The organism is Parafrigoribacterium mesophilum, assembly GCF_039652555.1.
Lineage (GTDB): Bacteria > Actinomycetota > Actinomycetes > Actinomycetales > Microbacteriaceae > Parafrigoribacterium > Parafrigoribacterium mesophilum.
Genome location: NZ_JBDJAF010000003.1, coordinates 138,331 through 161,005 on the forward strand (window position 1 = coordinate 138,331; position 22,675 = coordinate 161,005).

The 22,675-nt window shown below is 68.1% G+C and carries 21 protein-coding genes; 14 read left to right on the plus strand and 7 right to left on the minus strand.

All coding sequences use genetic code 11. The annotated features are described in order from the left end of the window. Window positions 1-3: 3 nt before the first annotated feature. Complete coding sequence (locus ABFX56_RS12340; RefSeq protein ID WP_346233639.1) at window positions 4-708, minus strand: Pr6Pr family membrane protein; 705 nt, start codon at window positions 706-708, stop codon at window positions 4-6. Between the two features lie 129 nt (window positions 709-837). On the opposite strand from ABFX56_RS12340, the gene ABFX56_RS12345 reads away from it, so the two are divergent. The 7 genes from ABFX56_RS12345 (at window position 838) to ABFX56_RS12375 (ending at window position 8,766) form a co-directional block, all read left to right on the plus strand. Further along, a complete protein-coding gene (locus ABFX56_RS12345; RefSeq protein WP_346233640.1) occupies window positions 838-2,013 on the plus strand; it encodes an ROK family transcriptional regulator in 1,176 nt (391 codons plus the stop codon). A gap of 47 nt (window positions 2,014-2,060) precedes the next feature. Next, window positions 2,061-3,401, plus strand: a complete 1,341-nt coding sequence (locus tag ABFX56_RS12350; RefSeq protein WP_346233641.1) for an extracellular solute-binding protein — start codon at window positions 2,061-2,063, stop codon at window positions 3,399-3,401. Between the two features lies 1 nt (window position 3,402). Then, window positions 3,403-4,407 carry a carbohydrate ABC transporter permease gene (locus ABFX56_RS12355; protein WP_346233642.1) on the plus strand — a complete coding sequence of 335 codons (1,005 nt, stop codon included), beginning with the start codon at window positions 3,403-3,405 and terminating at the stop codon, window positions 4,405-4,407. Next, window positions 4,404-5,273, plus strand: a complete 870-nt coding sequence (locus ABFX56_RS12360) for a carbohydrate ABC transporter permease (protein WP_346233643.1) — start codon at window positions 4,404-4,406, stop codon at window positions 5,271-5,273. Before ABFX56_RS12355 ends, ABFX56_RS12360 begins: the two co-directional genes overlap by 4 nt. A 2-nt stretch (window positions 5,274-5,275) precedes the next feature. Next, window positions 5,276-6,532, plus strand: a complete 1,257-nt coding sequence (locus tag ABFX56_RS12365; RefSeq protein ID WP_346233644.1) for a 6-phospho-beta-glucosidase — start codon at window positions 5,276-5,278, stop codon at window positions 6,530-6,532. Continuing rightward, the gene (locus ABFX56_RS12370) at window positions 6,529-7,602 is read left to right on the plus strand and encodes an N-acetylglucosamine kinase (RefSeq protein ID WP_346233645.1); all 1,074 of its coding nucleotides are present in this window, start codon (window positions 6,529-6,531) and stop codon (window positions 7,600-7,602) included. Before ABFX56_RS12365 ends, ABFX56_RS12370 begins: the two co-directional genes overlap by 4 nt. 72 nt (window positions 7,603-7,674) lie before the next feature. After that, window positions 7,675-8,766, plus strand: coding sequence for a glycerate kinase (locus ABFX56_RS12375; protein WP_346233646.1), 1,092 nt, complete (start codon window positions 7,675-7,677; stop codon window positions 8,764-8,766). An 11-nt stretch (window positions 8,767-8,777) separates the two neighbouring features. On the opposite strand, the gene ABFX56_RS12380 is transcribed toward ABFX56_RS12375, so the two are convergent. Then, window positions 8,778-10,208 carry a helix-turn-helix domain-containing protein gene (locus ABFX56_RS12380; protein WP_346233647.1) on the minus strand — a complete coding sequence of 477 codons (1,431 nt, stop codon included), beginning with the start codon at window positions 10,206-10,208 and terminating at the stop codon, window positions 8,778-8,780. Between the two features lie 181 nt (window positions 10,209-10,389). On the opposite strand from ABFX56_RS12380, the gene ABFX56_RS12385 reads away from it, so the two are divergent. The 7 genes from ABFX56_RS12385 to ABFX56_RS12415 all read left to right on the plus strand — a co-directional run bounded on the left by ABFX56_RS12385 (window position 10,390) and on the right by ABFX56_RS12415 (window position 17,920). Continuing rightward, the gene (locus ABFX56_RS12385; protein WP_346233792.1) at window positions 10,390-12,258 is read left to right on the plus strand and encodes a phosphoenolpyruvate carboxykinase (GTP); all 1,869 of its coding nucleotides are present in this window, start codon (window positions 10,390-10,392) and stop codon (window positions 12,256-12,258) included. A gap of 74 nt (window positions 12,259-12,332) precedes the next feature. Beyond that, window positions 12,333-12,941, plus strand: coding sequence for an RNA polymerase sigma factor (locus tag ABFX56_RS12390; protein WP_346233648.1), 609 nt, complete (start codon window positions 12,333-12,335; stop codon window positions 12,939-12,941). After that, complete coding sequence (locus ABFX56_RS12395) at window positions 12,931-13,704, plus strand: hypothetical protein (protein WP_346233649.1); 774 nt, start codon at window positions 12,931-12,933, stop codon at window positions 13,702-13,704. The genes ABFX56_RS12390 and ABFX56_RS12395 overlap by 11 nt, the downstream gene beginning before the upstream one ends. 96 nt (window positions 13,705-13,800) lie before the next feature. Then, entirely contained in the window at window positions 13,801-14,544 is a 744-nt protein-coding gene (locus ABFX56_RS12400) for a PspA/IM30 family protein (protein WP_346233650.1), read from the plus strand. Between the two features lie 123 nt (window positions 14,545-14,667). After that, window positions 14,668-15,489, plus strand: coding sequence for an arginase family protein (locus ABFX56_RS12405; protein WP_346233651.1), 822 nt, complete (start codon window positions 14,668-14,670; stop codon window positions 15,487-15,489). A 155-nt stretch (window positions 15,490-15,644) separates the two neighbouring features. Next, entirely contained in the window at window positions 15,645-16,436 is a 792-nt protein-coding gene (locus tag ABFX56_RS12410; protein WP_346233652.1) for a crotonase/enoyl-CoA hydratase family protein, read from the plus strand. A 35-nt stretch (window positions 16,437-16,471) separates the two neighbouring features. Next, complete coding sequence (locus tag ABFX56_RS12415; protein WP_346233653.1) at window positions 16,472-17,920, plus strand: dihydrolipoyl dehydrogenase family protein; 1,449 nt, start codon at window positions 16,472-16,474, stop codon at window positions 17,918-17,920. Here the strand turns inward: ABFX56_RS12415 and ABFX56_RS12420 are convergent. From ABFX56_RS12420 to ABFX56_RS12440, 5 genes are all read right to left on the minus strand, one after another. Continuing rightward, window positions 17,899-19,038 (minus strand): glycosyltransferase, encoded by a 1,140-nt coding sequence (locus tag ABFX56_RS12420; protein WP_346233654.1) that lies wholly within the window; start codon window positions 19,036-19,038, stop codon window positions 17,899-17,901. The two genes, ABFX56_RS12415 and ABFX56_RS12420, sit on opposite strands and share 22 nt — an antisense overlap. A gap of 80 nt (window positions 19,039-19,118) precedes the next feature. Beyond that, window positions 19,119-20,531 carry an amidase gene (locus ABFX56_RS12425; protein ID WP_346233655.1) on the minus strand — a complete coding sequence of 471 codons (1,413 nt, stop codon included), beginning with the start codon at window positions 20,529-20,531 and terminating at the stop codon, window positions 19,119-19,121. 32 nt (window positions 20,532-20,563) lie between these two features. Beyond that, the gene (locus tag ABFX56_RS12430) at window positions 20,564-20,926 is read right to left on the minus strand and encodes a hypothetical protein (RefSeq protein ID WP_346233656.1); all 363 of its coding nucleotides are present in this window, start codon (window positions 20,924-20,926) and stop codon (window positions 20,564-20,566) included. A 20-nt stretch (window positions 20,927-20,946) separates the two neighbouring features. Next, window positions 20,947-21,774: an ABC transporter permease gene (locus ABFX56_RS12435; RefSeq protein WP_346233657.1), complete on the minus strand. Its 828-nt coding sequence runs from the start codon at window positions 21,772-21,774 to the stop codon at window positions 20,947-20,949. After that, window positions 21,771-22,667 (minus strand): ABC transporter ATP-binding protein, encoded by an 897-nt coding sequence (locus tag ABFX56_RS12440; RefSeq protein WP_346233658.1) that lies wholly within the window; start codon window positions 22,665-22,667, stop codon window positions 21,771-21,773. Before ABFX56_RS12440 ends, ABFX56_RS12435 begins: the two co-directional genes overlap by 4 nt. Between the last annotated feature and the right edge of the window lie 8 nt (window positions 22,668-22,675).

Consider the following 22,675-nt stretch of genomic DNA (forward strand, 5'->3'; position numbering starts at 1 on the left):
TCCTCAGCTTCCGAACCGGACGTCGGGCCGGCCGACCGCAGGAGCCCTCGACTCGGTGCGCCAGGGCAGCGGCAACCGGCTCAGCCCGATCATGATCAGGGTGACCGCGGCGATGAACAGGGCGATGACCACGAGATAACCGGCCACCGACAGGTTGCCCTCCTGGGAGAACCTGGGATTGAGGAACGGATACGGGTACCAGTCCACCAGCGGCGCCCGCACCATGGTGTAGATCAGCCAGCCCACCGGGTAGGTCATGATGATCCAGAACCGGTTCCACCTCACGTGCGTTCTGCCGGGCGCCAGAAGGAAGTCCACCAGAAGGTAGGCCGGCGCCACCAGGTGCAGCACCGTATTGGCCCAGGTCACCGTCACCGGCTGGTCCAGTGTGATGACGTTGAACGGCATGTGGTACACCACCGATGTCACGATCATGTACACCGCGACGCCGCACCGGAACACCGCGAACTGGAACGGACCCTGACTGCGCCGGAGTGCGTACCAGACGCCGAGCAGCAGCGATCCCGAGGCCATCAGATTGGACTGCACGGTGAAAAAACTGAAGTATTTGATGAGGTATCGCGGCACCCCGGCGTAGATCCGCCAGGTGAACACGAGCTGCGCCACCAGTGCGGTGAGGATAATCGCGGCCATCGAAACACGGATGACCACGAGAGTCACCCTGGCACTGTTTTCAACGCTCTCCATCTCGCTGAGCAAGCTTAGGCCGTGGTGCCGGATGGGGCCCGTGTGCGGTCCGATGATCGGCTCTTCCAGGAATCCGCTTTCTATTAGGAAACTTTACTGATACATTCGGATGAGCGAAGAGAGGGCCGAATGTCGACGAAGACAGTACCGGGGACTCCCTCCTGGCTGCGGGAACGCAACGAACGCACCGCGCTGTCGCTTCTGTTCGACCACGGCGTCCTCACCCGCAACCGCATCGGCGAGCTGTCCGGCCTGTCCAAGCCCACCGCGTCCCAGATCGTTGCCCGCCTGGAAGGCGCAGGACTCATCGAGGTCGTCGGCGAGGTCTCCGCCGGCCGCGGCCCGAACGCTCTGAGTTACGGCGTGCGCGCCGACCGGGTGCTCGGCGTCGCGATCGACATCGACGAGAAGGTGATCCGGTCCACCGTGGTGGATGCGACGGGCACCGAATACCCCGTCGTCGAGACGGTGATCACCAACGGCGACAACGGCCACTCCGCGGCATCGGATGTGCAGGATGCCATCACCGCCGCGAGCGACAGCGCCGCGGTCGACAGCACCGCGGTGCGGGTGGTCGCCATCGGCGTGCAAGGCTCGATCGACCCGCGCACCGACAAACTGTCGTTCATCGACACCCTGCCCGGCTGGCCACGGCAGGGCATCCGCACCCATCTGGAGACTCTGCTCGGACTCGATGTGCACATCGACAACGACGCAAACCTCGCCGCGATCGCCGAACGTTCCGAGGGCGCCGGTGCCGGCACCGGCAGCTTTGCATTGCTGTGGCTGGGCCCAGGGCTCGGCCTGGCCGTCGACCTCGCCGGCGCCGTGCACCGCGGCGCGGCCGGCGGCGCCGGTGAGATCGGCTACCTGCCGGTGCCGTGGAACGCCGTGGACATCGACCCGCAGGCGCATGACCTGCAGCAACTCATCGGCGGTCCGGCGGCCGTCGCCATCGCCCGCAGCCACGGAGTCGCCGGCGACACGGACGGCGACGTGATCGACGCGCTCGGCCAGCATCCCGCGCGCGAGTCCGTTTTCACCGAAGTCGCACGGCGCATCGCGCTCGGCGTCGTTCCGGTGCTGGCGATCCTCGACCCGGAGCTGATCGTGCTCGGCGGACCGATCGGCACCTCCGGCGGGCCGCTGCTGGCCGAATTGGTGCGCGCGGAAATCGAGCGCACCACCCTGTGGCATCCCCGTGCCACGCAATCACTCGTCCCCGTGTACCCCGTCTTGCGCGGGGCACGCGAGGTCCTCGTACACCAGGTACGACAGCACTTGTTCGACGAATTGGACAAGTGACGAGAAGGCCCATCCATGAAGAACCGTAAGAACAGCGAGGTATTACGTTGAACAAACACTCCGTAGTGCGCCAGATCGGTGCACTGACAGCGCTCGCCACCGCGGCGGCGCTCGCCCTTTCCGGGTGCTCCGGTGGCACATCAGGCTCGGACTTCGGGTCGGATGCCCCGCAGAAGCTCTCCGGGACGGTGTCCCTGTGGCACTTCTTCAACGACCGCGAGGCCAAGGCGATCGCGGGAGTGGTCGCGGACTTTGAGAAGAAGAACCCGGACGTGAAGGTGAAGATCCACTCCGGCCAGGACGACGAGAAGCTCGCGAAGGTCATCGCCTCCGGCGGCGACATCGACGTGGCGATCTCGGCATCCACCGACAGCGTCGGTCTGTTCTGCTCGTCCGGATCGTTCCGCGACCTGTCGCCGGTGATCAAACGGGATGGCATCGACATGTCGCAGCTGACCGATGTGGCCAAGAGCTACACCTCCTTCAACGGCAAGCAGTGCGCGATGCCCATGCTCGCCGACGTGTACGGGCTGTACTACAACACCGACCTGCTGGCTGCGGCCGGCATCACCACGCCGCCGAAGACGCTGTCGGAACTCACCGACATGGCGATCAAGCTGACCACCTACAACGCCGACGGCTCGATCAAGACGCTCGGCTTCAACCCGATCATCGGCTCGTACGAGAACACCCCGGTGCACTACGGTCCCGCCGCCGGTGCAAAGTGGATAGACGGCGACAAGAGCGCCATCAACTCGCCCCAGTGGAAGGAGCTGATGACCTGGCAGAAGGACTTCGTCGACAGAATCGGCTACGACAAGCTGCAGGCGTTCACCGCAGGCTTGGGTGACGAATGGTCGGCGGACAACGCGTTCCAGTCCGGTCAGGTCGCCATGGCGATGGACGGCGAATGGCGCGTGGCGTTCCTGGCCGACCAGAAGCCGGACCTGAAGTACGCTACCGCGCCGTTCCCGGTTGCGGACAGCAACCCCGACCTGTACGGCGGTGGCTACACCAGCGGCACCATTGCCGGCGTGGCCAAGGGCTCGCACCAGCCGGAACTGGCCTGGGCGCTGCTGAAGTACCTGACGCTCAACACCGACGCGGTCGTGAAGCTGGCCAACGGCATCAAGAACGTCCCCACCACGAAGGATGCACTGGCCTCGCCCAACCTGGACTTCCCGGAGCAGTTCAAGACGTTCCTGGACGTCGCCGCCAGCCCGCACCTGTCCACCAACCCGGCGACGGCGATCGGCGCGGCGAACCAGACGACCTTCGCCAACTACTGGACGAAGTACCAGTCCGGTGACGGTGGAGACTTGGACGCCGGCCTCACGGCGGTGGACAAGGACATCGACAACGCGCTGGCGCTGAGCAAGGCGCCATAACATGACCACCTCTGTCATCCAGACGGAGGTGACACCGGATGGGCGGGCGACCTCGGTCGCCCGCCCCACCCGGTTCTTCACCCCGAAGAGAAAACGCGGGCTCGTCGTCTGGGCGATGCTGAGCCCGGCCCTTCTAGGCCTGGCCGTGTTCTTCGTGTACCCGCTCATCGCGAACGTGTACTTCTCGATGACCCGCTACGATCTGCTCTCCGAACCACAGTGGGTCGGGTTCCGGAACTACATCTACCTGTTCACCCAGGATCCCAATGTCGTCACCGCTGCGTTCAACACGCTGTGGTTCGTCGTCATCCTGGTGCCGGTGCGCGTGATCACGGCCATGGCGGTCGCCGGGCTGCTCGTGCGTGCCAAGAGCGGCGCCGGATTCTGGCGCACGCTGTTCTACCTTCCCGCTCTGGTGCCGCCGGTCGCCTCAACGGTGGCCTTCGTCTTCCTGTTCAACCCCGGCACCGGCCCGGTCAACCAGATTCTCCGCTTCTTCGGCATCAAGGGACCGCTCTGGTTCAGCGATCCAGCCTGGTCGAAACCATCGCTCGTGCTGCTGGGCATCTGGGTGCTGGGCGACATCATGATCATCTTCCTGGCCTCGCTGCTGGATGTTCCGCAGGAGCAATACGAAGCGGCAGCGCTGGACGGTGCCAACGGTGCGCAGAAGGTGCGCTACGTCACCATCCCGAGCATCACCCCGGTCATCATCTTCGCGGTGATCACCGGTGTGATCGCGGCGCTGCAGTACTTCACTGAGGCCGCCGTCGCCTCCAGCGTCGCCAGTGGCGACTCCAGCACCAAGAACGGCATCGGCAACCTCCTCGGCTACCCGGCGAACTCGCTGCTCACCTACACCGAGTGGCTGTACGTCCGCGGATTCAGCAACTTCCAACTTGGCTACGCCGCCGCGCTGGCGGTGCTGCTGTTCGTGGTCGCCGGCCTGTTCGTCGGCCTGCTGCTGCGCCAGTTCAACGCATTCACCCCGGAGGGCAAAGCATGAGCGCGACCGTTCTCACCAAGCAGCCGGCCGCGAAGACGCGGCACACTGCGGGAGTGTTCGCCTGGGTCGCCGAGCACACCGTGCTGGTCGCCCTGGGCATCCTGTTCGCCGCACCGGTGCTGTTCGTTCTGCTCACCTCGCTCATGTCGAGCTCGCAGACCCTCACGGCAACGCTATGGCCGAACCCGTTCGACTGGGCCAACTACGGCAAGGCGTTCACCCAGGTGCCACTCGCGCTGTGGTTCGGCAACTCGGCGATGTACGCGGTGCTCGCCACCGCGTTCATGCTCGCCTCCTCGGTGCCGGCCGCCTATGTGCTGGCCAAGATCCGATTCCGCGGGGCGAATGCGATCTTCCTCGCCATCATCGTGGCAATGCTGCTGCCGCCGCAGGTGACGGTCGTGCCGATCTACGTGATGTGGGCCCAGCTCGGGCTCACCGGCACGCTGTGGCCGCTGATCCTGCCCAATCTGCTGGGCGATGCGTTCTCGATCTTCCTGCTGCGCCAGTTCTTTCTCACCATCCCGGGAGAGTATTCTGACGCGGCTAGGATCGACGGGAACGGCGAGTTGGGCGTGCTGCTACGGGTGGTCGTGCCGATGGCCAAGCCCGGCATCGCCGCCGCAGGCATCTTCCTGTTCTTCCACTCCTGGAACGACTTCTTCGGCCCGCTGCTGTATACCTCGGAAAATCCACAGAACTGGCCGGTGGCCTACGGGCTGGCGACCTTCCGCGGGGCCCACGGCACGGACTGGGGAACCACCATGGCGGTGACAATGTTGGTGACCATTCCGGTCGTGATCATCTTCTTCTTTGCCCAGAAGTCTTTCGTTGAGGGCATCACACTGACCGGAGTGAAGGGATAGCAATGAAATTAACCGTTGTCGGCGGAGGGTCCACCTATACGCCGGAGCTCATCGACGGGTTCGCCCGCCTCCGCGATGTGCTGCCGGTGGACGAGGTGTGGCTGGTCGACCCGGATGCGCATCGTCTGGAGCTGGTCTCGGCGATCTCGCGGCGCATGTTCGCGCGCGAGGGGCATCCTGGCAAGATCGTCACGACCTCCGACCTGGTGGCCGGGGTCGCGGACGCCGACGTGGTGCTGATCCAGCTACGCATCGGCGGGCAGGCGGCTCGCAAGACCGACGAGACCTGGCCGCACGCGTGCGGCTGCATCGGGCAGGAGACCACCGGCCCCGGCGGGTTCGCCAAGGCGCTGCGCACCGTGCCCGTGGTGTTGCAGGTGGCCGAGGCCATCCGCAAGCATGCGAAGCCGGATGCCTGGATCATCGACTTCACCAATCCCGTCGGCATCGTCACGCGGGCGCTGCTGCAGGCCGGCCACCACGCGATCGGGCTGTGCAACGTGGCCATCGGCTTCCAGCGCAAGTTCGCGACCATGCTGGGCGTCGACCACAGCCACGTGCAGCTGCAGCACGTCGGGCTCAACCACCTCACCTGGGAACGCGGCGTCACCGTCGACGGTCGGCAGGTGCTGCCCGAGATGCTCGAGGCACACCTCGGTGAACTGGCCGAGGAAGTCGAGCTGCCCACCTCGCTGGTGGCCATGCTGGGCATGGTGCCGTCGTACTACCTGCGCTACTTCTACGCGCACGACAGCGTGCTCACCGAACAACTCGGCTCGCGCACCCGCGCGGAAGCGGTCATGGAGGTGGAACACACCCTCCTGGACCTGTACGCGGACCCGACGGTCAACACCAAGCCGGAGGCGCTCAAGAAGCGCGGCGGCGCGTTCTACTCCGAGGCGGCGGTGGACCTGATCGCTTCACTGCGGGGCGACCGGGGTGACGTGCAGGTGGTCAACCTGCGCAATAATGGCGCCATGCCGTTCCTGCCGGACGACCACACCATCGAGGTGTCGGCTACCATCTCCGCGGACGGAGTGCACGCGCTGCCGATCGATCCGCTGCCCGACGACCTCGCCGGTCTTATCGGCCACGTCGCCGCCTACGAGCGGCTGGCGCTGGATGCCGCGGTGAACGGCGGGCGTGAGCGCGTGCTGCGCGCAATGCTGGCGCATCCGCTGGTCGGCCAGTACGACCGCGCCGAGAAGCTCACCGACCTGCTGCTGGCCGAGAACAGGAAGCACCTGGCGTGGGCGTGACGAACCAGCTCGATCCGATTGTCATCGCGATCGACGGCGGCGGCTCGAAGACCGACGGCGTCGCCCTCGACCTCGACGGACACATTATCGCCAGGGACCGCAAACGCGGCTCGAGTTTTCAGCCTGACGACCTTCAGCACTCGGTGCGCGTGGTCGACGATCTGGTCACCCAGCTGCGGACGCAGTCGGGTGGCCGCCCGGTGCTGCAGACGAACATCTACCTCGCGGGACTCGACCTTCCGGTAGAGATAGCGGCGTTCGCCGCGGCGCTGGAGGAGAAGCCGTGGGCCACCGGCGTGGGCGGCCGGCCCGTGGTGGTCGACAACGACCTGTTCGCGCTACTGCGCTCGGGCACTGAGGAGCGCAACGCCGTCGCGGTGGTCTGTGGAACCGGGATCAATTGCATCGGCATCCGCGCCGACGGTGAGCATGCCAGGTTCACCGCCTGGGGCAACATCTCCGGCGACTGGGGCGGCGGCTGGTTCCTGGGCGAGCAAGCACTGTGGCACGCCGCCAGGGCAATGGACGGCCGCGGTGACCCGACTCTGCTCACCAAAAGTGTTCCCGCGCACCTCGGCCTGCCCGACGTGCAGGCCGTCATCGAAGCATTCCACTTCGGGCGGTTGTCCACCGACCGGTTCGCCACGATGGCCCCACTGGTCATGGCGGCCGCCGACGCCGGTGACGAGGTGGCCGGCGGCATCCTGGACCGACAAGCCGACGAGATCGTCGCCCTGGCGGTGGCGGCGCTGAAGCGTCTGGACCTGCTGGAACAGCCGGTGCCGGTTGTGCTCGGCGGCGGGGTGCTGGCCAGCGGCAATCCGCGACTGCTGCGCGGCATCGAGGCGGGGCTCGCGTCTCGCGCGCCCGAGGCATCCGCCCAGCTGGTGAGGTCCCGGCCGATCCTCGGCGCGGCACTGCTCACCCTGGAAGCCGTCGATGCCTCTCCGGCCGCTCTGGCAGCCGCCACCGCCGCTCTCGAGTACACCCCCGCTCCCACCCCCACCCCCACCGGCCAGAACCCGTTTCACGGAGTTTCTGTCGACAGGGTGCCCACAGGCCGGAAGTAAGGCACCTCGAAGACAGAAACTCCGTGAAACGGGTCGGGGCAGGACCGGGCCGGGTCGGTTAGCGTGAGAGGCGTGAGCCTCAACGTTGTGATTGCCCCAGACTCCTTCAAAGGGTCACTCGACGCCCGAGCAGTTGCCGATGCGATCGCGGCCGGATGGCGTCAGGTGCGGCTCGAGGACACGGTGCGGGTGCTCCCGCAAGCCGACGGCGGCGAAGGCACCCTGGATGCGATCGAGGCGGCCGTCTCCGGTGCGCGGCGGCACCACACCGGGCCCGTCACCGGCCCGGACGGGCGGCCGAACCCGGGACAGTGGCTGGAGCTGCCCGGCAAGATCGCGGTGGTGGAACTGGCCCAGATGAGCGGACTGCCGCTGATGTCCGCGCCCGATCCGCTCGGCGCGACCACGGACGGCCTCGGCGAGGTGATCCGTGACGCCCTCGCCGGCGGCGCACGCTCTCTCGTGATCGGCCTGGGCGGCTCGGCCTCCACCGACGGCGGTTCCGGTGCGCTGCGTGCCCTCGGACTGGTGCTGCGGGGCGCCGACGGAGCGCCGGTCCCAGCGGGCGGCGGCGGCCTCGGCCGGGTGGCCGAACTCGATCGGCGCGGTCTGCTGGCGCCGCCGACGGGTGGAGTCACCCTGCTCACCGACGTCGGTGCCCCGCTCACCGGTCCGGAGGGCGCCGCCGCGGTGTTCGGTCCGCAGAAGGGCGCCACCGAGGCGCAGGTCGCGGCGCTGGATGCGGCTCTCGCGCACTTCGCGACGCTGCTCGGCGGAGACCCGAATGTTCCGGGGATGGGAGCGGCAGGCGGTTGCGGTTACGGCTTCGCCGCCGCCTGGGGCGCGGAGGTGGAACCCGGTGCCGCGTACATCGCCCGGCTCAGCGGGCTCGCGGAGGCGATCGCCGGCTCGGATGTCGTGCTCACCGGGGAGGGCCGCTTCGACGCGACCTCAGGCACCGGCAAGGTCGTCGGCGAGTTGCTGCGACTGGCCGGCCGCCACGACGTCGATGCCGGGATCATCGCCGGGCAGGTCTCGGCCGCTCCCGCAGGCGTCTGGACGGCAGCCCTGGTCGACCTCGCCGACTCGGTCGAGAACGCCATCGCGCATCCAGAGCCGCTGTTGCGCGAGGCCGGGGCCGCCGCGGCCCGTCACTTCAGCTGACCGGGCCCCACCTACTTGCCCGAGTGTGCGTCCAGGAAGGCGTACAGCTCGGTGTCGTCGACCCCCGGAAAGGTTCCGGACGGAAGCGGAGACAGGATGTGCGCGTGCAGCCTCGCGCTCGGCCAGGCCTTGTGGGACCACCGCTGCGACACTTCGGCGTCCGGCAACCGGCAACAGGTTCCGTCCGGGCAGCGGGAGGTCGCGCGGTTGGTGGCCTCCCGACCCCTGAACCACTTCGCGTCCGCGAACGGCACCCCGAACGTGATCGAGAACTCTTCGGAGGATGCGGTTCCGATCTGGGTGGAGCACCAGTAGGTGCCGGTGGGGGTGTCGGTGTACTGGTAGAACTCCGTGGTGCGGTTGGTGTGGTCGAAGGCGCCGCGAGCGCCCCAGTGCCGACAGACGATCTGGCCTTCGGTCGCGCCGGTCACATCCGTGGGCAGCAACAGGCCGTCGTTCTCGTAGCCCTTCTGCAGCGAGCCATCCTTGTTCACCCGCAGGAAGTGCACCGTCATGCCCAGGTGCACGGTGCCGAGATTGGAGAACCGCAGCGCCGCCGCCTCGTGGGTGACGCCGAAGGCGTCGCGGAAGTCCTCGATCGCGAGGTTGCGGTTCGCCTTCGCCGCGCTGAGGAAGTCCACCGACTGCTTCTGCGGCATCAGACACGCTGCGGCGAAGTAGTTGATCTCCAGGCGTTGCCGCAGGAATTCGGCGTAACTGGCCGGTTCGTGGTGGTCGAGGATGCGGTGCGCCAGAGCCTGCAGCGCCATCGACCGCAGTCCGTGGCCGCCGGGGATCGACGCCGGAGGCAGGTAGATGCGGCCGTTCTCCAGGTCGGTCACCGAGCGGGTCGAATGCGGCAGGTCGTTGACGTAGATCAGGTCGAAGCCCAGACGCTTGGCCAGCAGGTTCACCGACCGGTGGGTGAGCGCGCCGGTGGCGTGCCCGACGCCCTTGAGCGCATCCTCGGCCAGCTTCTCTATCTCGGGCATGTAATTGTCTTGGGTGCGCATGTACTGGCGCAGTTCGGTGTTGGCGCGGCGGGCCTCCTCCGGCGTCGCGATCGCCTCCCGGGATCGCCGGGCCAGTTCGTGATGCAGCCCGACCAGTGCACGCAGCATCTCATCGGACATCGTGCGGGACGGACGGATGGCCGGCAAGCCGAGCCCGGTGTAGACGGCGCTGCGCTGCATCCTGTCCAGTTCGATTTCCAGCGCCGCCCGGGGGCTGGGCGGAGCCGAGTCCAGCAGGTCCGCCACCTGCACGCTCAGGGTCGTCGCGATGGACTGCAGCAAGGACAGCCGGGGTTCGCGTCGCCCGTTTTCCATCAGTGACAGCTGGCTGCCGGCGATCCCGGTCGCGGAGCCAAGCTGATCCAGCGTCAACCCGCGCTCCGTACGGAAGTAGCGGATGCGTTGGCCCAAGGTGGCAAGATCGGTCATGATTTTTACAATAGCGAAAATTCAGCCATTCTTACCACTCGGTTTCGATGAAAACTGGCTGAAAAGGTCGCACACTGGGATCACCAGCGTTTTTTGCGCGGGCTCACCCCAACGAGACCGGGCTACAGGACGCGATATTTTCAGCGACAGTTGATGACGAGTGAGGACGGACCCCATGACCATGACCTCCGCGAGACGCACGGAACCGGACACTGCCCCCAGTGGCCTCGCCCACCGCCCTCCGGTCGACGCCGACAAGAGCCTGGTCGAGTGGGTCGAACGCATCGCCCGTCTCACCCGCCCCGACGACATCGTCTGGTGTGATGGCTCTCCGCGCGAATACGACACCCTCACCAGGCAAATGGTCACCAGTGGCACCCTGATCCGCCTGAACCCTGAGCACCGGCCGTACAGCTTCCTGGCTCGCAGCGACCCGAAAGATGTGGCGCGCGTCGAGGCGCGCACGTTCATCTGCTCGCTCGACCCGGAGGATGCCGGGCCGACGAACAACTGGCGCGACCCGGTCGAGATGAAGGCGACCCTCACCGAGCTCTTCGACGGATGCATGCGCGGTCGCACCATGTACGTGGTGCCGTTCGCCCTTGGGCCGCTCGGCAGCCCGCTCGGCAAGCTCGGCGTGCAACTCACCGACTCCCCGTACGTCGTGGTGAGCATGAACCTCATGACGCGGATGGGCGCCCCGGCGCTCAAGCTGATCAACGACAAGACGGATTGGGTGCCCGCCGTACACAGCGTCGGTGCGCCGCTGCTGGAGGGCGACACCGACGTGCCCTGGCCGTGCAATGACACGAAGTACATCACGCACTTCCCGCAGACTCGCGAAATCTGGTCGTTCGGCTCCCAATACGGCGGCAACGCGCTGCTGGCCAAGAAGGCGTTCGCGCTGCGCATCGCCTCCGTGCTCGCCCGCGACGAGGGCTGGCTCGCGGAGCACATGCTCATCCTCAAGGTGACCTCCCCGCGCGGCCGCGTGTTCCACCTGGCCGCCGCGTTCCCGTCGGCCTGCGGGAAGACCAACCTCGCCATGCTGCGGCCGACCATCCCCGGTTGGAAGGTCGAGACCATCGGCGACGACATCGCCTGGCTGCGGCCCGGCGCCGACGGCCGCCTGCGCGCAATCAACCCGGAGGCCGGATTCTTCGGCGTCGCCCCCGGCACGAGCCCGACCACCAACGCGACCGCCATCGACACCCTGTGGGGCAACACCATCTTCACCAACGTCGCGCTGCGCGACGACGGGGATGTGTGGTGGGAAGGACTCACCCCGAAGGCGCCGGAGCACCTGATCGACTGGCAGGGCAACGACTGGACCCCCCTGTCCGGGACCCCCGCGGCGCATCCGAACTCCCGGTTCACCGTCGCCGCCAGCCAGTGCCCGACGATCGCCGACACCTGGGATGACCCCAAGGGGGTCGTCATCGACGCGATCATCTTCGGCGGTCGGCGCGCCACCAATGTGCCCCTCGTCGTGGAAGCCCGCGAGTGGGAGCACGGCGTGTTCCTCGGCGCCACGGTGTCGTCCGAACGCACCGCCGCAGCGGAGGGCACCGTCGGCGAACTGCGCCGCGATCCGTTCGCCATGATGCCGTTCTGCGGATACAACATGGCGGACCACTGGTCGCACTGGCTCGAGGTGGGCAAGCGTCTGCGTGAGACGGCGATCGTGCCGCGGATCTTCCAGGTGAACTGGTTCCGCAAGGGCGCCGATGGCAGCTACCTCTGGCCCGGCTTCGCCGAGAACATGCGGGTGCTGAAGTGGATTCTGGAGCGGGTCGACGGCGAGGTCGGCGCGGTCGACACTCCGATCGGACTGACTCCGCGTCCGGAGGGCATCCAGCTCGACGGCCTCGAACTGGCAGACGGCGCCTGGGAGGAGATGTTCGCCATCGACCGCGATCTGTGGTTGTCGGAGCTCGACTCCACGGAGGAGTTCTTCGGGTTGTTCGGCGACCGGCTGCCGGTGCAGCTCACCAGGCAACTGGCGAGCATCCGATCGCGACTGACCACCACGGATGTCGGAGCCGACTAGGAGAATCGGCACAACGTTCCAACCCCCTCGTGCGTCTTAGAGTACGTACGCCATGATGGAGCGAGGGAGGGGACGTGGGCGCTCGGGGCACGACAACGGCGGATGTGCCGCCGAGCGCCGCTGACGGCTGGGAAGGCGTCGTCACGAACCTCGTCGCGCAGCGCGGCGAGGCGCTGACCCGCTACGCGTTCCTGCTCTGCGGCAGCGCGGATGACGCCGCCGACCTGGTGCAGGACGCCCTGGTGAAGACGTTCGGCCGGCTCCGCAACGGGTTCTCGGTCTCCAGCGCGGAAGCCTACGTGCGCCGCGCGATCCTGAACGGGTACCTCGACGGTGGACGCAGACGCACCCGGTTCCGCAAGATCGTGCACCTGGCGGCCACCCCGGAGGCCGAGGAGTCGCCGGCTGGTGCCTCGGGCGCCCGGCTGGACCTGCGGGAGCAACTGCTCAAACTCGCGCCGCGCGAACGATCCTGTGTGGTGCTGAGGTATTACGAAGACCTCAAGGTGGACGACATCGCCCAGTGGCTCGGAATCAGCTCCGGGGCGGTCAAACGCTACCTCAGCGACGCGCTGGGGAAGATGGCCGTCGCGCTGGCCGCGGACGACCAGCCGGCCGGCGCATCCACGAACGCCGTCACCGGCGCCATCACGAACGCACAGGGAGCACCCCATGCCTACTGAATCGGAACTGCGCCAGTGGTTGCACGACCAGGGAGCCACACTTCCCGCGCACCGCGAGCTGGATGCCGGGCGCATCATCCGTCGCAGCAAACGCCGCCGCCTGCCCCGGCAGATCGGTGTGGGAGGGGCGACGACACTGGCCGTCGCCGGCATCGCCGTCGGCGGCTTCACGGGCCTGAAGCCGGTCCTTCAGGGCACGGCGACCACCTCCGGCGCCTCGCAGAGCCTCGACAGGGGTGGATCGGAGCTGGCCCCCGCGCGAGACCTCGGGACGGGAACTCCAGCACAGGCCCCAATGCCGGCACAGGGGTTGAACCTGTGTGGCAGCCCGGTGGCATCCGTTCCGCCGGACCGTTCCGGCCTGGTGCTCACCCCACACTTCCCGTCGAGCGTTCCAGCGAACGGCGAGCCGGTCGACGGAACGGTGACGTTGACCAACACCGGGACCACGACCGTCACGGGCAGCACCGCGGCCAGTGCCGTGATCACGGTGTCTGACGGCGGGATCGTGCTGTGGCACAGCAACGGGCCGACGATCATGCTGGCGAGGCTGATCGACCTGGCGCCTGGCCAGTCGATGGACTTGCCGGCCTTCTTCAGTCCGCTGCGCTGCGAGGCGGGCGATGACAAGCCGGAGGGTTTCCCCGACAACCTGCCGCCGCTGGCCGCCGGCCGGTACCAGGTCGGTGCGCTGCTCGGAGTCAGTCGTGGCGGTGCGGCGGGTCTGGTCGGTGGCCCGTCGGTCCCGATCGACCTGCGCTGAGGCAGAATGCCACACCGCGCGGCAATGTGGTGCGGCTAGAATCCAGCACAGCACGAAACGAGCATCCGAAGCCACAAGCGTCGAAAGGACCCTCTCATGAGCAAGCAATCGATCTTCGGGCGGATCGCCCAACTGGCCAAAGCCAATATCAACGCACTGATCGACTCGGCGGAGGACCCGGGAGTCATGCTCGATCAAATGGTGCGCGATTACACCAACAGCATCGCGGAAGCGGAGAGCGCCATCGCCCAGACGATCGGAAATCTGCGGCTGCTCGAGCAAGACCATGCCGAGGACATCACCAACGCGGAGGACTGGGGCCGCAAGGCGCTCGCGGCCAGCCGCAAGGGCGACGAATTGCGTGCCGGGGGCAACACCGCCGACGCGGACAAGTTCGATGCGCTGGCCAAGGTGGCGCTCGGCCGGCAACTGTCGGCCGAGAAGGAGGCGCGCACCGCGGAGCCGACCATCCAGACGCAGACCAAGGTGGTCGAGCAGCTGAAGAACGGGTTGAATGCCATGCGCGGCAAGCTCAGCGAGCTGTCGGCCAAGCGTGACGAGTTGAACGCGCGCGCCAAGACAGTGCAGGCGCAGTCGCAGGTGCAGGATGCGATCAAGAGCATCGACCTGCTCGATCCGACCAGCGAAGTGAACCGGTTCGAGCAGAAGATCCGCCGCGAGGAGGCGCGGGTGCGCGGATCGCAGGAGCTCGCGGCATCCAGCCTGGACGCCCAGTTCGAGCAGCTCGAGGCCTCCGACGAGCAGGTCGAGCTCGATGCGCGCTTGGCGGCACTCAAGGCAGGTAGTCCGACGCAGCGCTCGGTCACCGCCGCGGAATAGCAACGGCGGAAGAGGAACACCGCGTCGGTTCCGTGAGGTGCCGCGCGCTTTCGCCCCGTGCCGCTGCATGGGCGGGCACGCGTTTCCTACCGCCTCGCGAGCGCGGCGTGAGAAGCTGTCGCCATGACTTACTTCGTCGTGGTGCCGCAGTGGCAAGGATCGGGCTCCGCACGGGCGATGCGGCTTCGTGACGGGGCCGACATCATCCGCGGCGATCTGCCGGCGGCCAAGACACTGCTGGTGGATGTTCCGCTCGGCGTTGGAGACAGACAGGGCAGCGGCGTGCACGGCCTCACCGCGCTGCAGCTAATCGCCAAGCAGACCACGGCGGCCTTGGAGTCCCTCGGCGAGAACGCCCTCGTGATCGGTGGTGACTGCGGGGTCGAATTGGCGGCGATTCCGCATGCGCTGCGGAAGACACAGGGCAGCATGGCGGTGCTGTGGCTGGATGCCCATCCCGATCTCAATACGGTGCAGTCCTCCCCCTCCGGAGCGTTCCACGGCATGGTGTTGCGTACCTTGCTCGGCGAGGGCCTGCTGGCGTTGCTGCCGGACCGCCCGCTTCAGACGAAGGACCTGGTGCTCGCGGGCACTCGGGCGCTGGACGAACCGGAGGCGGCGTTTGTGGAGTCCGCCGGCATCCGGGTGCTCGCCCCAGACGCACTCACCGTGGAGTCCCTGCTCGACGCTCTGACCGCCACCGGCGCACGGAGCGTCTACGTGCACATCGACCTCGACGTGCTCGATCCGGGCGAGTTCGCCGGGATCAGCTATCCCGAGCCGTTCGGGGTGTCCGTGGCCGGGTTGCTGGAGTTGATCCGCGCGGTCAAGGAACGCTTCCCGCTGGCCGGAGCGGCCGTCACCGAGTTTGCGCCGGCCTCGCCCGAGCAGGCCGCCGACGACCTGCCGACGATTCTGCGCATCCTCGGGGCCCTCAACTCCTAACCTGCGCTGCGGCATCCCCGCCGTTCGCCCCGCTGTGTCACCCGCCGCCTGAACCCGTCTCACGGAGATTTGGTCCGGCACCCCCTCGGATCCCAATAGCCCGGCTGTGCCAGGACAGATTCTCCTTGAAACGGGGCAGGAAGTAGCATCGAGCCATGGATGCTGGTGACGTGAGGGTCACGGTCGAACGCGACGGGCATGTGCTGCTGATCGGGCTCAACCGGCCACACAAGCGCAACGCAGCGGACTGGGGCCTGCTGCAGGAGTTGTGCCTGGCCTATGGCGAGTTGGAGCGGGACCCGCAGCTGCGCGTCGGGCTGGTCTTCGCACACGGCGAGCATTTCACTGCGGGACTGGACCTCGCCGACGTCGCCGGCCACATCGGACCGGACGGCATCGACATGGTCCCCGACGGCGGGATCAACCCCTGGCAGGTGGACGGCCGCCAACTGAGCAAGCCTGTCGTCATGGCAGTGCAGGGCACCTGCCTCACGCTGGGGATCGAGCTGATCCTCGCCAGCGACATGGCGGTGGCCGCTGAATCGACCCGGTTCGGGCAGATCGAGGTGGGCCGCGGCATCCTTCCGTTCGGCGGCGCCACCATCCGGTTCCCGCGGGCCGCGGGCTGGGGCAACGCCATGCGCTGGATCCTCACCGGCGACACCTTCGACGCCGCGGAAGCCCACCACATCGGCCTGGTGCAAGAGGTGGTTCCGGATGGCGAACAGTTCGATCGCGCCCTGGCTCTGGCCCGGCGCGTGGCGGCACAGGCACCGCTCGCCGTGCAGGCCACCCTGGCCAATGCCAGGCTCGCCGTCCGTGACGGCGACCCCGCAGCCGAGCGCATGCTCCAACCGGAATTGGTGAGGCTCAGCCAGACCGAGGATGCCGCGATCGGCATACAATCGTTCCTCACGCGCAGCGAGGCCACCTTCATCGGTCGGTAACGCGTTTTGGCGGGGTGCGCGCGTACTCTCGACCCATGAGCGAATACGACGTCATCGTCATCGGGGCAGGAGCGGTCGGCGAGAACGTCGCAGACCGCACCGCGCAGGGCGGATTGCGTACCGTGATTGTGGAAGCGGAATTGGTGGGCGGCACCTGCTCGTACTGGGCGTGTATGCCGTCGAAGGCGCTGCTGCGCAGCGGCATCGCCCTGCGCGCGGCGCAGAACGTCCGTGGTGCCAGGGAAGCGGTGACCGGAGCCTTGAATGTGCCGGCGGTCCTGGCCAGGCGTAACAGTTTCACCCACCACTGGAACGACTCCAGTCAGGTGGAATGGCTCCAGGGCGCCGGCATTGAGCTCATTCGCGGCCACGCGCAGATCACCGGCCCCAAGGCGGTGCAGGTGACCGCCCCGGACGGCTCCGTCACCTCGCTCACCGCCCGGCACGCCGTGGTGATCAGCACCGGATCGGCCCCGCTGCTGCCGGACATTCCCGGCCTGAAAGAGGCGCGGCCGTGGACCAGCCGCGACGCCACGAGCGCCCAGGAGGTGCCGGAAAGCCTCGCGATCATCGGCGGCGGAGTGGTCGCCGTCGAAATGGCCACCGCCTACGCCGGCTTCGGCACCCACGTCACTGTGCTGTCCCGGAACGGCCTCCTGTCCCACAGCGAACCGTTTGCCGGCGAGGCGGTCACGGCATCGTTGCAGGAGTTGGGTGCCGAGGTGCGCCGCGACGTCTCGGCCAGGGCGGTCCACCGGGACGACCGGGGCGTCGTCCTCGAGCTGGACGACGGCAGCACGCTGCGGGCCCAGGAGTTGCTGGTCGCGACCGGCCGCGTGCCGCGCACCGGCGACCTGGGCCTGGGCAGCCTGGGTCTGAACGGCGGAGACTGGTTGACCGTCGACGACACGCTGCGGGTGAACGGGCTGGACTGGCTCTACGCCACGGGTGACGTGAACCACCGTGTGCTGCTCACCCATCAGGGCAAGTATCAGGCCAGAGCGGCCGGCGACCGCATCGCCGCCGTGGCGTCCGGTTCGGTCACCCAGGATGCCGCCTGGGGCGCCCACGTAGCGACCGCCGATCACCAAGCGGTACCGCAGGTGATCTTCAGCGACCCCGAAGTCGCCTCGGCCGGGCTCACCGCACAGGCGGCCGAGGACGCCGGCTACGACATCCGGGTGGTCGACTACGAACTGGGCGATGTGGCTGGGGCGTCGCTGCAGGCCGACCATTACCGCGGCAAGGCGCGGATGGTCGTGGATGAGGCCAGGCACGTCATCCTCGGCGTGACGTTCGTGGGGCAGGATGTTTCGGAACTGATCCACGCGGCGACCGTGGCGATCGTCGGTGAGGTGCCGATCGACCGGCTCTGGCACGCGGTACCCGCCTACCCCACCATGAGCGAGATCTGGCTGCGGCTGCTGGAGCAGTACGGACGACCCCGGGTGATCGAGACGGATCAGGCCAGCAGGCTCGAGTAGACGGCAATCAGCGCCGCCGCGGATGCCGGCCAGGTGAAGCCGAGCGCGTGCAACCGTGCGGACTTCGAGTACCGCTCGCGCTGCGCATCCTCGAGAAGTTCGGCGATGGCCCGCGCCCACTGATGCGGGTCCCAGGAGTCCGTCAGCAGCCCTGACCTGCCGTCGGCGACGGATTCGACCAGTCCGGTGCCGCGGAATCCCACCACCGGTGTTCCACTGGCTGCCGACTCCAGGGCCACCAGGCCGAACGTCTCAGAACGCGACGGAACCAGGGTCACCGATGCGACCGCGAAGAGGTCCGCAAGGGCGTTGCGCCGCAGCGCGCCGACGAACCGCACTCGATCCTCAACGCCGAGTTCGACCGCCAGCCCGTGCAGCATCCGCAGATAGCCGTCGTCGCCCGGTGTGGGTTCGCCGGCGATCACCAGAACCCCCGGAGTACCGCCGAGCCGGTCCAGTTCGGCCAGGGCGCGCACCGCCAGCTCCTGGTTCTTCAGCGTCTGCAGCCGCCCGACGACCGCCAGGATGGGCGGACCGTCGGCAATGTGCAGTTCGCGCCGCACGGCGGCATCCGCGCTGATCCGATCCGGTCGGAACAGATCGACATCCACCCCGGGCGGGATCACCCAGGTGCGTTCCGCTGGAGCCCCCACGGCGCCGACGAGGGTGGCCGCCTCGGCGGCCGAGCCGGCGATGATGGCGTCTGCTTGTGTGGCCAGGTAGCGTTCGGAGACCAGGCGGCGTTCCGGCTCGAGGGGCTGGCCGCCGGCTGCCGTGGATTCCTTCATTGCGGCGAGCGTGTGGAAGCTCTGCACAAGCGGCAGCCCGAGCTCCAGGGCCACGGGCAGGGCGGCGACGCCGCTCAGCCAGTAGTGCGCATGGATCAGGTCGTACGCCTCGCGTCGGGCGAGGACTCCGAGGGCCTCACCGAAGTCGTCCATCACCTCCGGGAGCCGGTTCTTGGGCCACACTTCGGCCGGCCCGGCCGGCAGCTCCCGCAGCGTGATCGAGGGCCCGAGCGTCGTCACCGATGCGCTGCCGGAGGCCCGGCTGATCAGGTCGACGGCGATCCCCTTCCTCGCCAATTCCTGCGACAAGGCCAGGAGCACGGTGGTCATCCCGCCAGAATCGCCGGTCCCGGCGGGCTGCGCCGGCGAACTGTGCATGGCAACCATGGCGATCCGGTGCGGCGGGTGGTTCACCATTGCGGCGGATGCCGGCGCTGCCAGCGAAATCGCCGCTCGAGCTGGGCGCCCAGGGACAGCAGTGTCGCTTCGCCACCCGGCCGGCCGATCAGCTGCACGCCCATCGGCAGCCCGGCGTCGCTCACGTGCACCGGCAGTGTGATCGCGGGCAAGCCGCTGACGTTCACGAACGACGTGAACGGCGTGTATTGCACCTGCTGGGCGAAGTTGCGTTCGCCGTCCTCCGCGTCGTACCAGCCGACCGGCCGGGGCGTCAGCGCCAGAGCGGGCGTGAGCACCGCGTCCACCTGCGCGAACTGGCGAATCACCGACCGCTCGTACTCCGACAGGGTCGCCAGGGCCTGCGCCAGCTGTCGAGCCGTCAGTTCACGCCCCTTCCCCACCAGCCACCGGGTCAACGGTTCGAGAAGCGCCAGTTGCTCACCCTCCGCCGGTATCCCGGCGGCACCCGCCTGCCACACCGTGCGGAAGGCGGGCGCGTAACGATCGTCGGGTTCCAAGGCGAGTTGCTCGATACCGTGGCCGAGGGCATCCAGTTCGGTCACCGCGAGCGTGAGGGCAGCGGATGCCTCCGGCGCGATCCGGATGTCGTAGGTGTCGTCCCATGGCGACGTCGTCATCACCGCGAGTTGGAACCGTCCCTCGCCGCGGACGGCGGCGTTCATGAACGCTCCGCCGTCCCAGCGCGGGGCGCGCAGCGTGAAGGGGTAACTGCCGGAGGCGACCAGCGCGTCCAGAAGCATCGCGGCGTCGGTCACCGATCGGGCCAGAGGCCCGGGCACCGAAAGTCCGGCCAGCTTGTCCACGCCGGAGCCGCACGGGATCAGCCCGCGGGACGGCTTCAGGCCGACGAGGCCGCAGGCCGCCGCCGGAATGCGTACCGAGCCGCCGCCGTCCGAACCGGGCGCGAACGGCAACAGCCCGGCGGCGACGGCCACCGCGGCACCACCGCTGGAGCCGCCGGCACCTAAAGCGGTGTCATAGGGGTTCCGTGCCGGTGGTGCCACGAGCGACTCGGTGTAGGCGGGAAGCCCGAATTCCGGGGTGTTCGTTTTGCCGAGGCTGATGCCGCCGGCGTCGTCCAGTACCCGCACGATGTCGTCGGACTCGTCGGGCACGAAGTCGGCCATCAGCCGGGATCCGAACTTGGCCGGCACGCCGGCGCGCTGAACCAGATCCTTGTCGGCGAACGGCAGACCCCACAGCGGCGCCGTCTTCGGTACCGCGGACAGGCCGCGGGCGCGCTCGCGCGCCGCCTCCGCCGTCACCGTGACGAACCCGCCCAGCCCAGGGTCCAGCCGCTGGATCCGGCCCAGATAGTGTTCGCTCAGTTCGAGCGCGGTGATCTCCCCGCGCTGCAGCCACTCCCACTGTTCCTGGGCGCTCAAATGATGCAGTTCGAACATGCTCCGAGCCTAGGGCCGCAGCATCGCCGGCGTCACTCCAGCTGCTGCCGCAGGCGCAGAAGCAGTTTCTCGAACGCCGCATCCGCGTCGGCCAGCGTGCGCCTGCCGGCGATCCGAGCGGCCCAATGGGCGCGCTGGGCGACATTGACGATCGTCTCCTCCACCCTCGATCCGGTATCGTCGGGCACCACCCGCAATTCGGCGCGGTACCACCAGTCGCCCTGCACGATGATGAGGCTGGCTACCGGATCGGCGGTGAAGTGGGCGTCGGCGGCCGCCGGTTGCAGTTGCTCAGCGAGTGCCTCGAACACCGCGGCCGGCCTGGCCATGACGTGCCCGTGGAGGGTAGCCAGCACGGTGTGCTGCGCGGGCCGCAGCCGGGGTGCTTCTGGCATGCATCGACTGTAGCGCGGCGCTAGGTGACGTCCTGACGCCAGCTGGTGAGGTATCCGATGGCCGCGGCGAGGATGGCGAAGCCGAGCAGCACCAGTCCACCCTGCCACCAGTCGAGCACGGCGACCGGACCCGAACCGGTTCCCATCACGGTGAAGATGCTCGACCCGACCAGGGCGTCGCTGGCTGCACCCGGCAGGAACTGCCCGATCCCCGAGGTCCAGTCCCAGAACGAGGAGACCAGGCGCAGGATCGGTTCAATGAACTGGGTGAATGCCAGCACGATGACGATCGCGGCAACCTGGCTGGGCACCAGCACGCCAAGGCCCACGCCGATCACGGCCCACAGCGCCATGGCCAGGATGACGCGGGAGATGAGCAGCCAGGTGTCTTCCGAACTGAAGTCGGCGTTCTTGCCCATCGCGGCAAGGATGCCACCACCGAGGCCGACCGAGGCGACGAGCGCCGCGATGCCGTACCCCGCGCCGAACACGCCGAGCACGACGAGTTTGGCGCCGAGCACGATGCCGCGCCGCGGAGTTGCCAGGAACGTGGGGGTCAGCGTCTGGTACCGGAACTCGGCGGTCGTCGCCAGCGCGCCGAGCAGCACGGGAAAGACATAGCCGATCGAGGACGCGATGCTGTACACGACCAGGTGCAGGCTGGACTCCGGGATTTTCGGCACGTTGCCGCCGGCCGCCGCGAGTTTCTCACCCAGACCTCCGAAGACGGCGCCCAGCACGCCGGACACGAACGCGACGTAGCCCACCAGAACCAGAAGCAATACCCACCACAAACGCGTGGTGCTGAGTTTGCGCACCTCGGCGCGCAGCGCCGTGACGAAGCTCATGCCGTCCCCGGCTCTGACACGAGTTCGAGAAACGCGTTCTCCAGAGCGCCCTGCTCGACACTGAGCAGGCTGAGCGGGACGCCGGCGTGCTGGGCGATCGCGCCCACCTGGGCAGCGGTGCGTCCTGCCACGACGAGGCCGCCGTGACCGCGCTGCACGTCGAGCCCCTCGGCGCGCAGCGCCGCGCTGAGCGCCGCACGGTCGGGAGCATCCACGAGCACGCGCGATCCGCCATCCAGTTCGAGCAGTCCGCCCTGATAGACGAGGCTGCCGCGCGAGATGATCACCACCGTGTCCACACTCTGCTGTACCTCGCTGAGCAAGTGAGACGAGACGAGAACCGTGCGTCCCTCGCTCGCCAGCTGCCTCAGGAAGGACCGGATCCAGCGAATGCCCTCCGGGTCCAGCCCGTTGACCGGCTCGTCGAGCACGAGAACGCCGGGATCGCCAAGCAGGGCCAGGGCCAGTCCCAGACGCTGACGCATCCCCAGGGAGTAGCCGCCGACCCTCCGTCCGGCGTAGTCGGCCAGGCCGACCTGGGTCAAGACGGTGGCCACCCTGGCCGGGTCGATGCCCGCGGCGAGCGCGTAGATGGCCAGGTGGTCGCGAGCCGATCGCCCGGGATGGAAGCTGGCGGCTTCCAGCGCTGCTCCGACGGTGGCGAGCGGCTGCTCGAGATCTCGGTAGGCGGCGCCGCCGATGGTGGCGGTGCCGGACGTCGGCGTGACCAGTCCGAGCAGGATGCGCAGCGTCGTGGTCTTGCCGGCGCCGTTGGGTCCGAGGAACCCGGTGACCTGTCCCGGCTCCACCCGGAAACTCAGCGAGTCGACCGCGGCGACGGCTCCGAACGACTTCGAGAGCCCGTCGACGACGATCGGCACACCATGGGGCATGCGGTCAG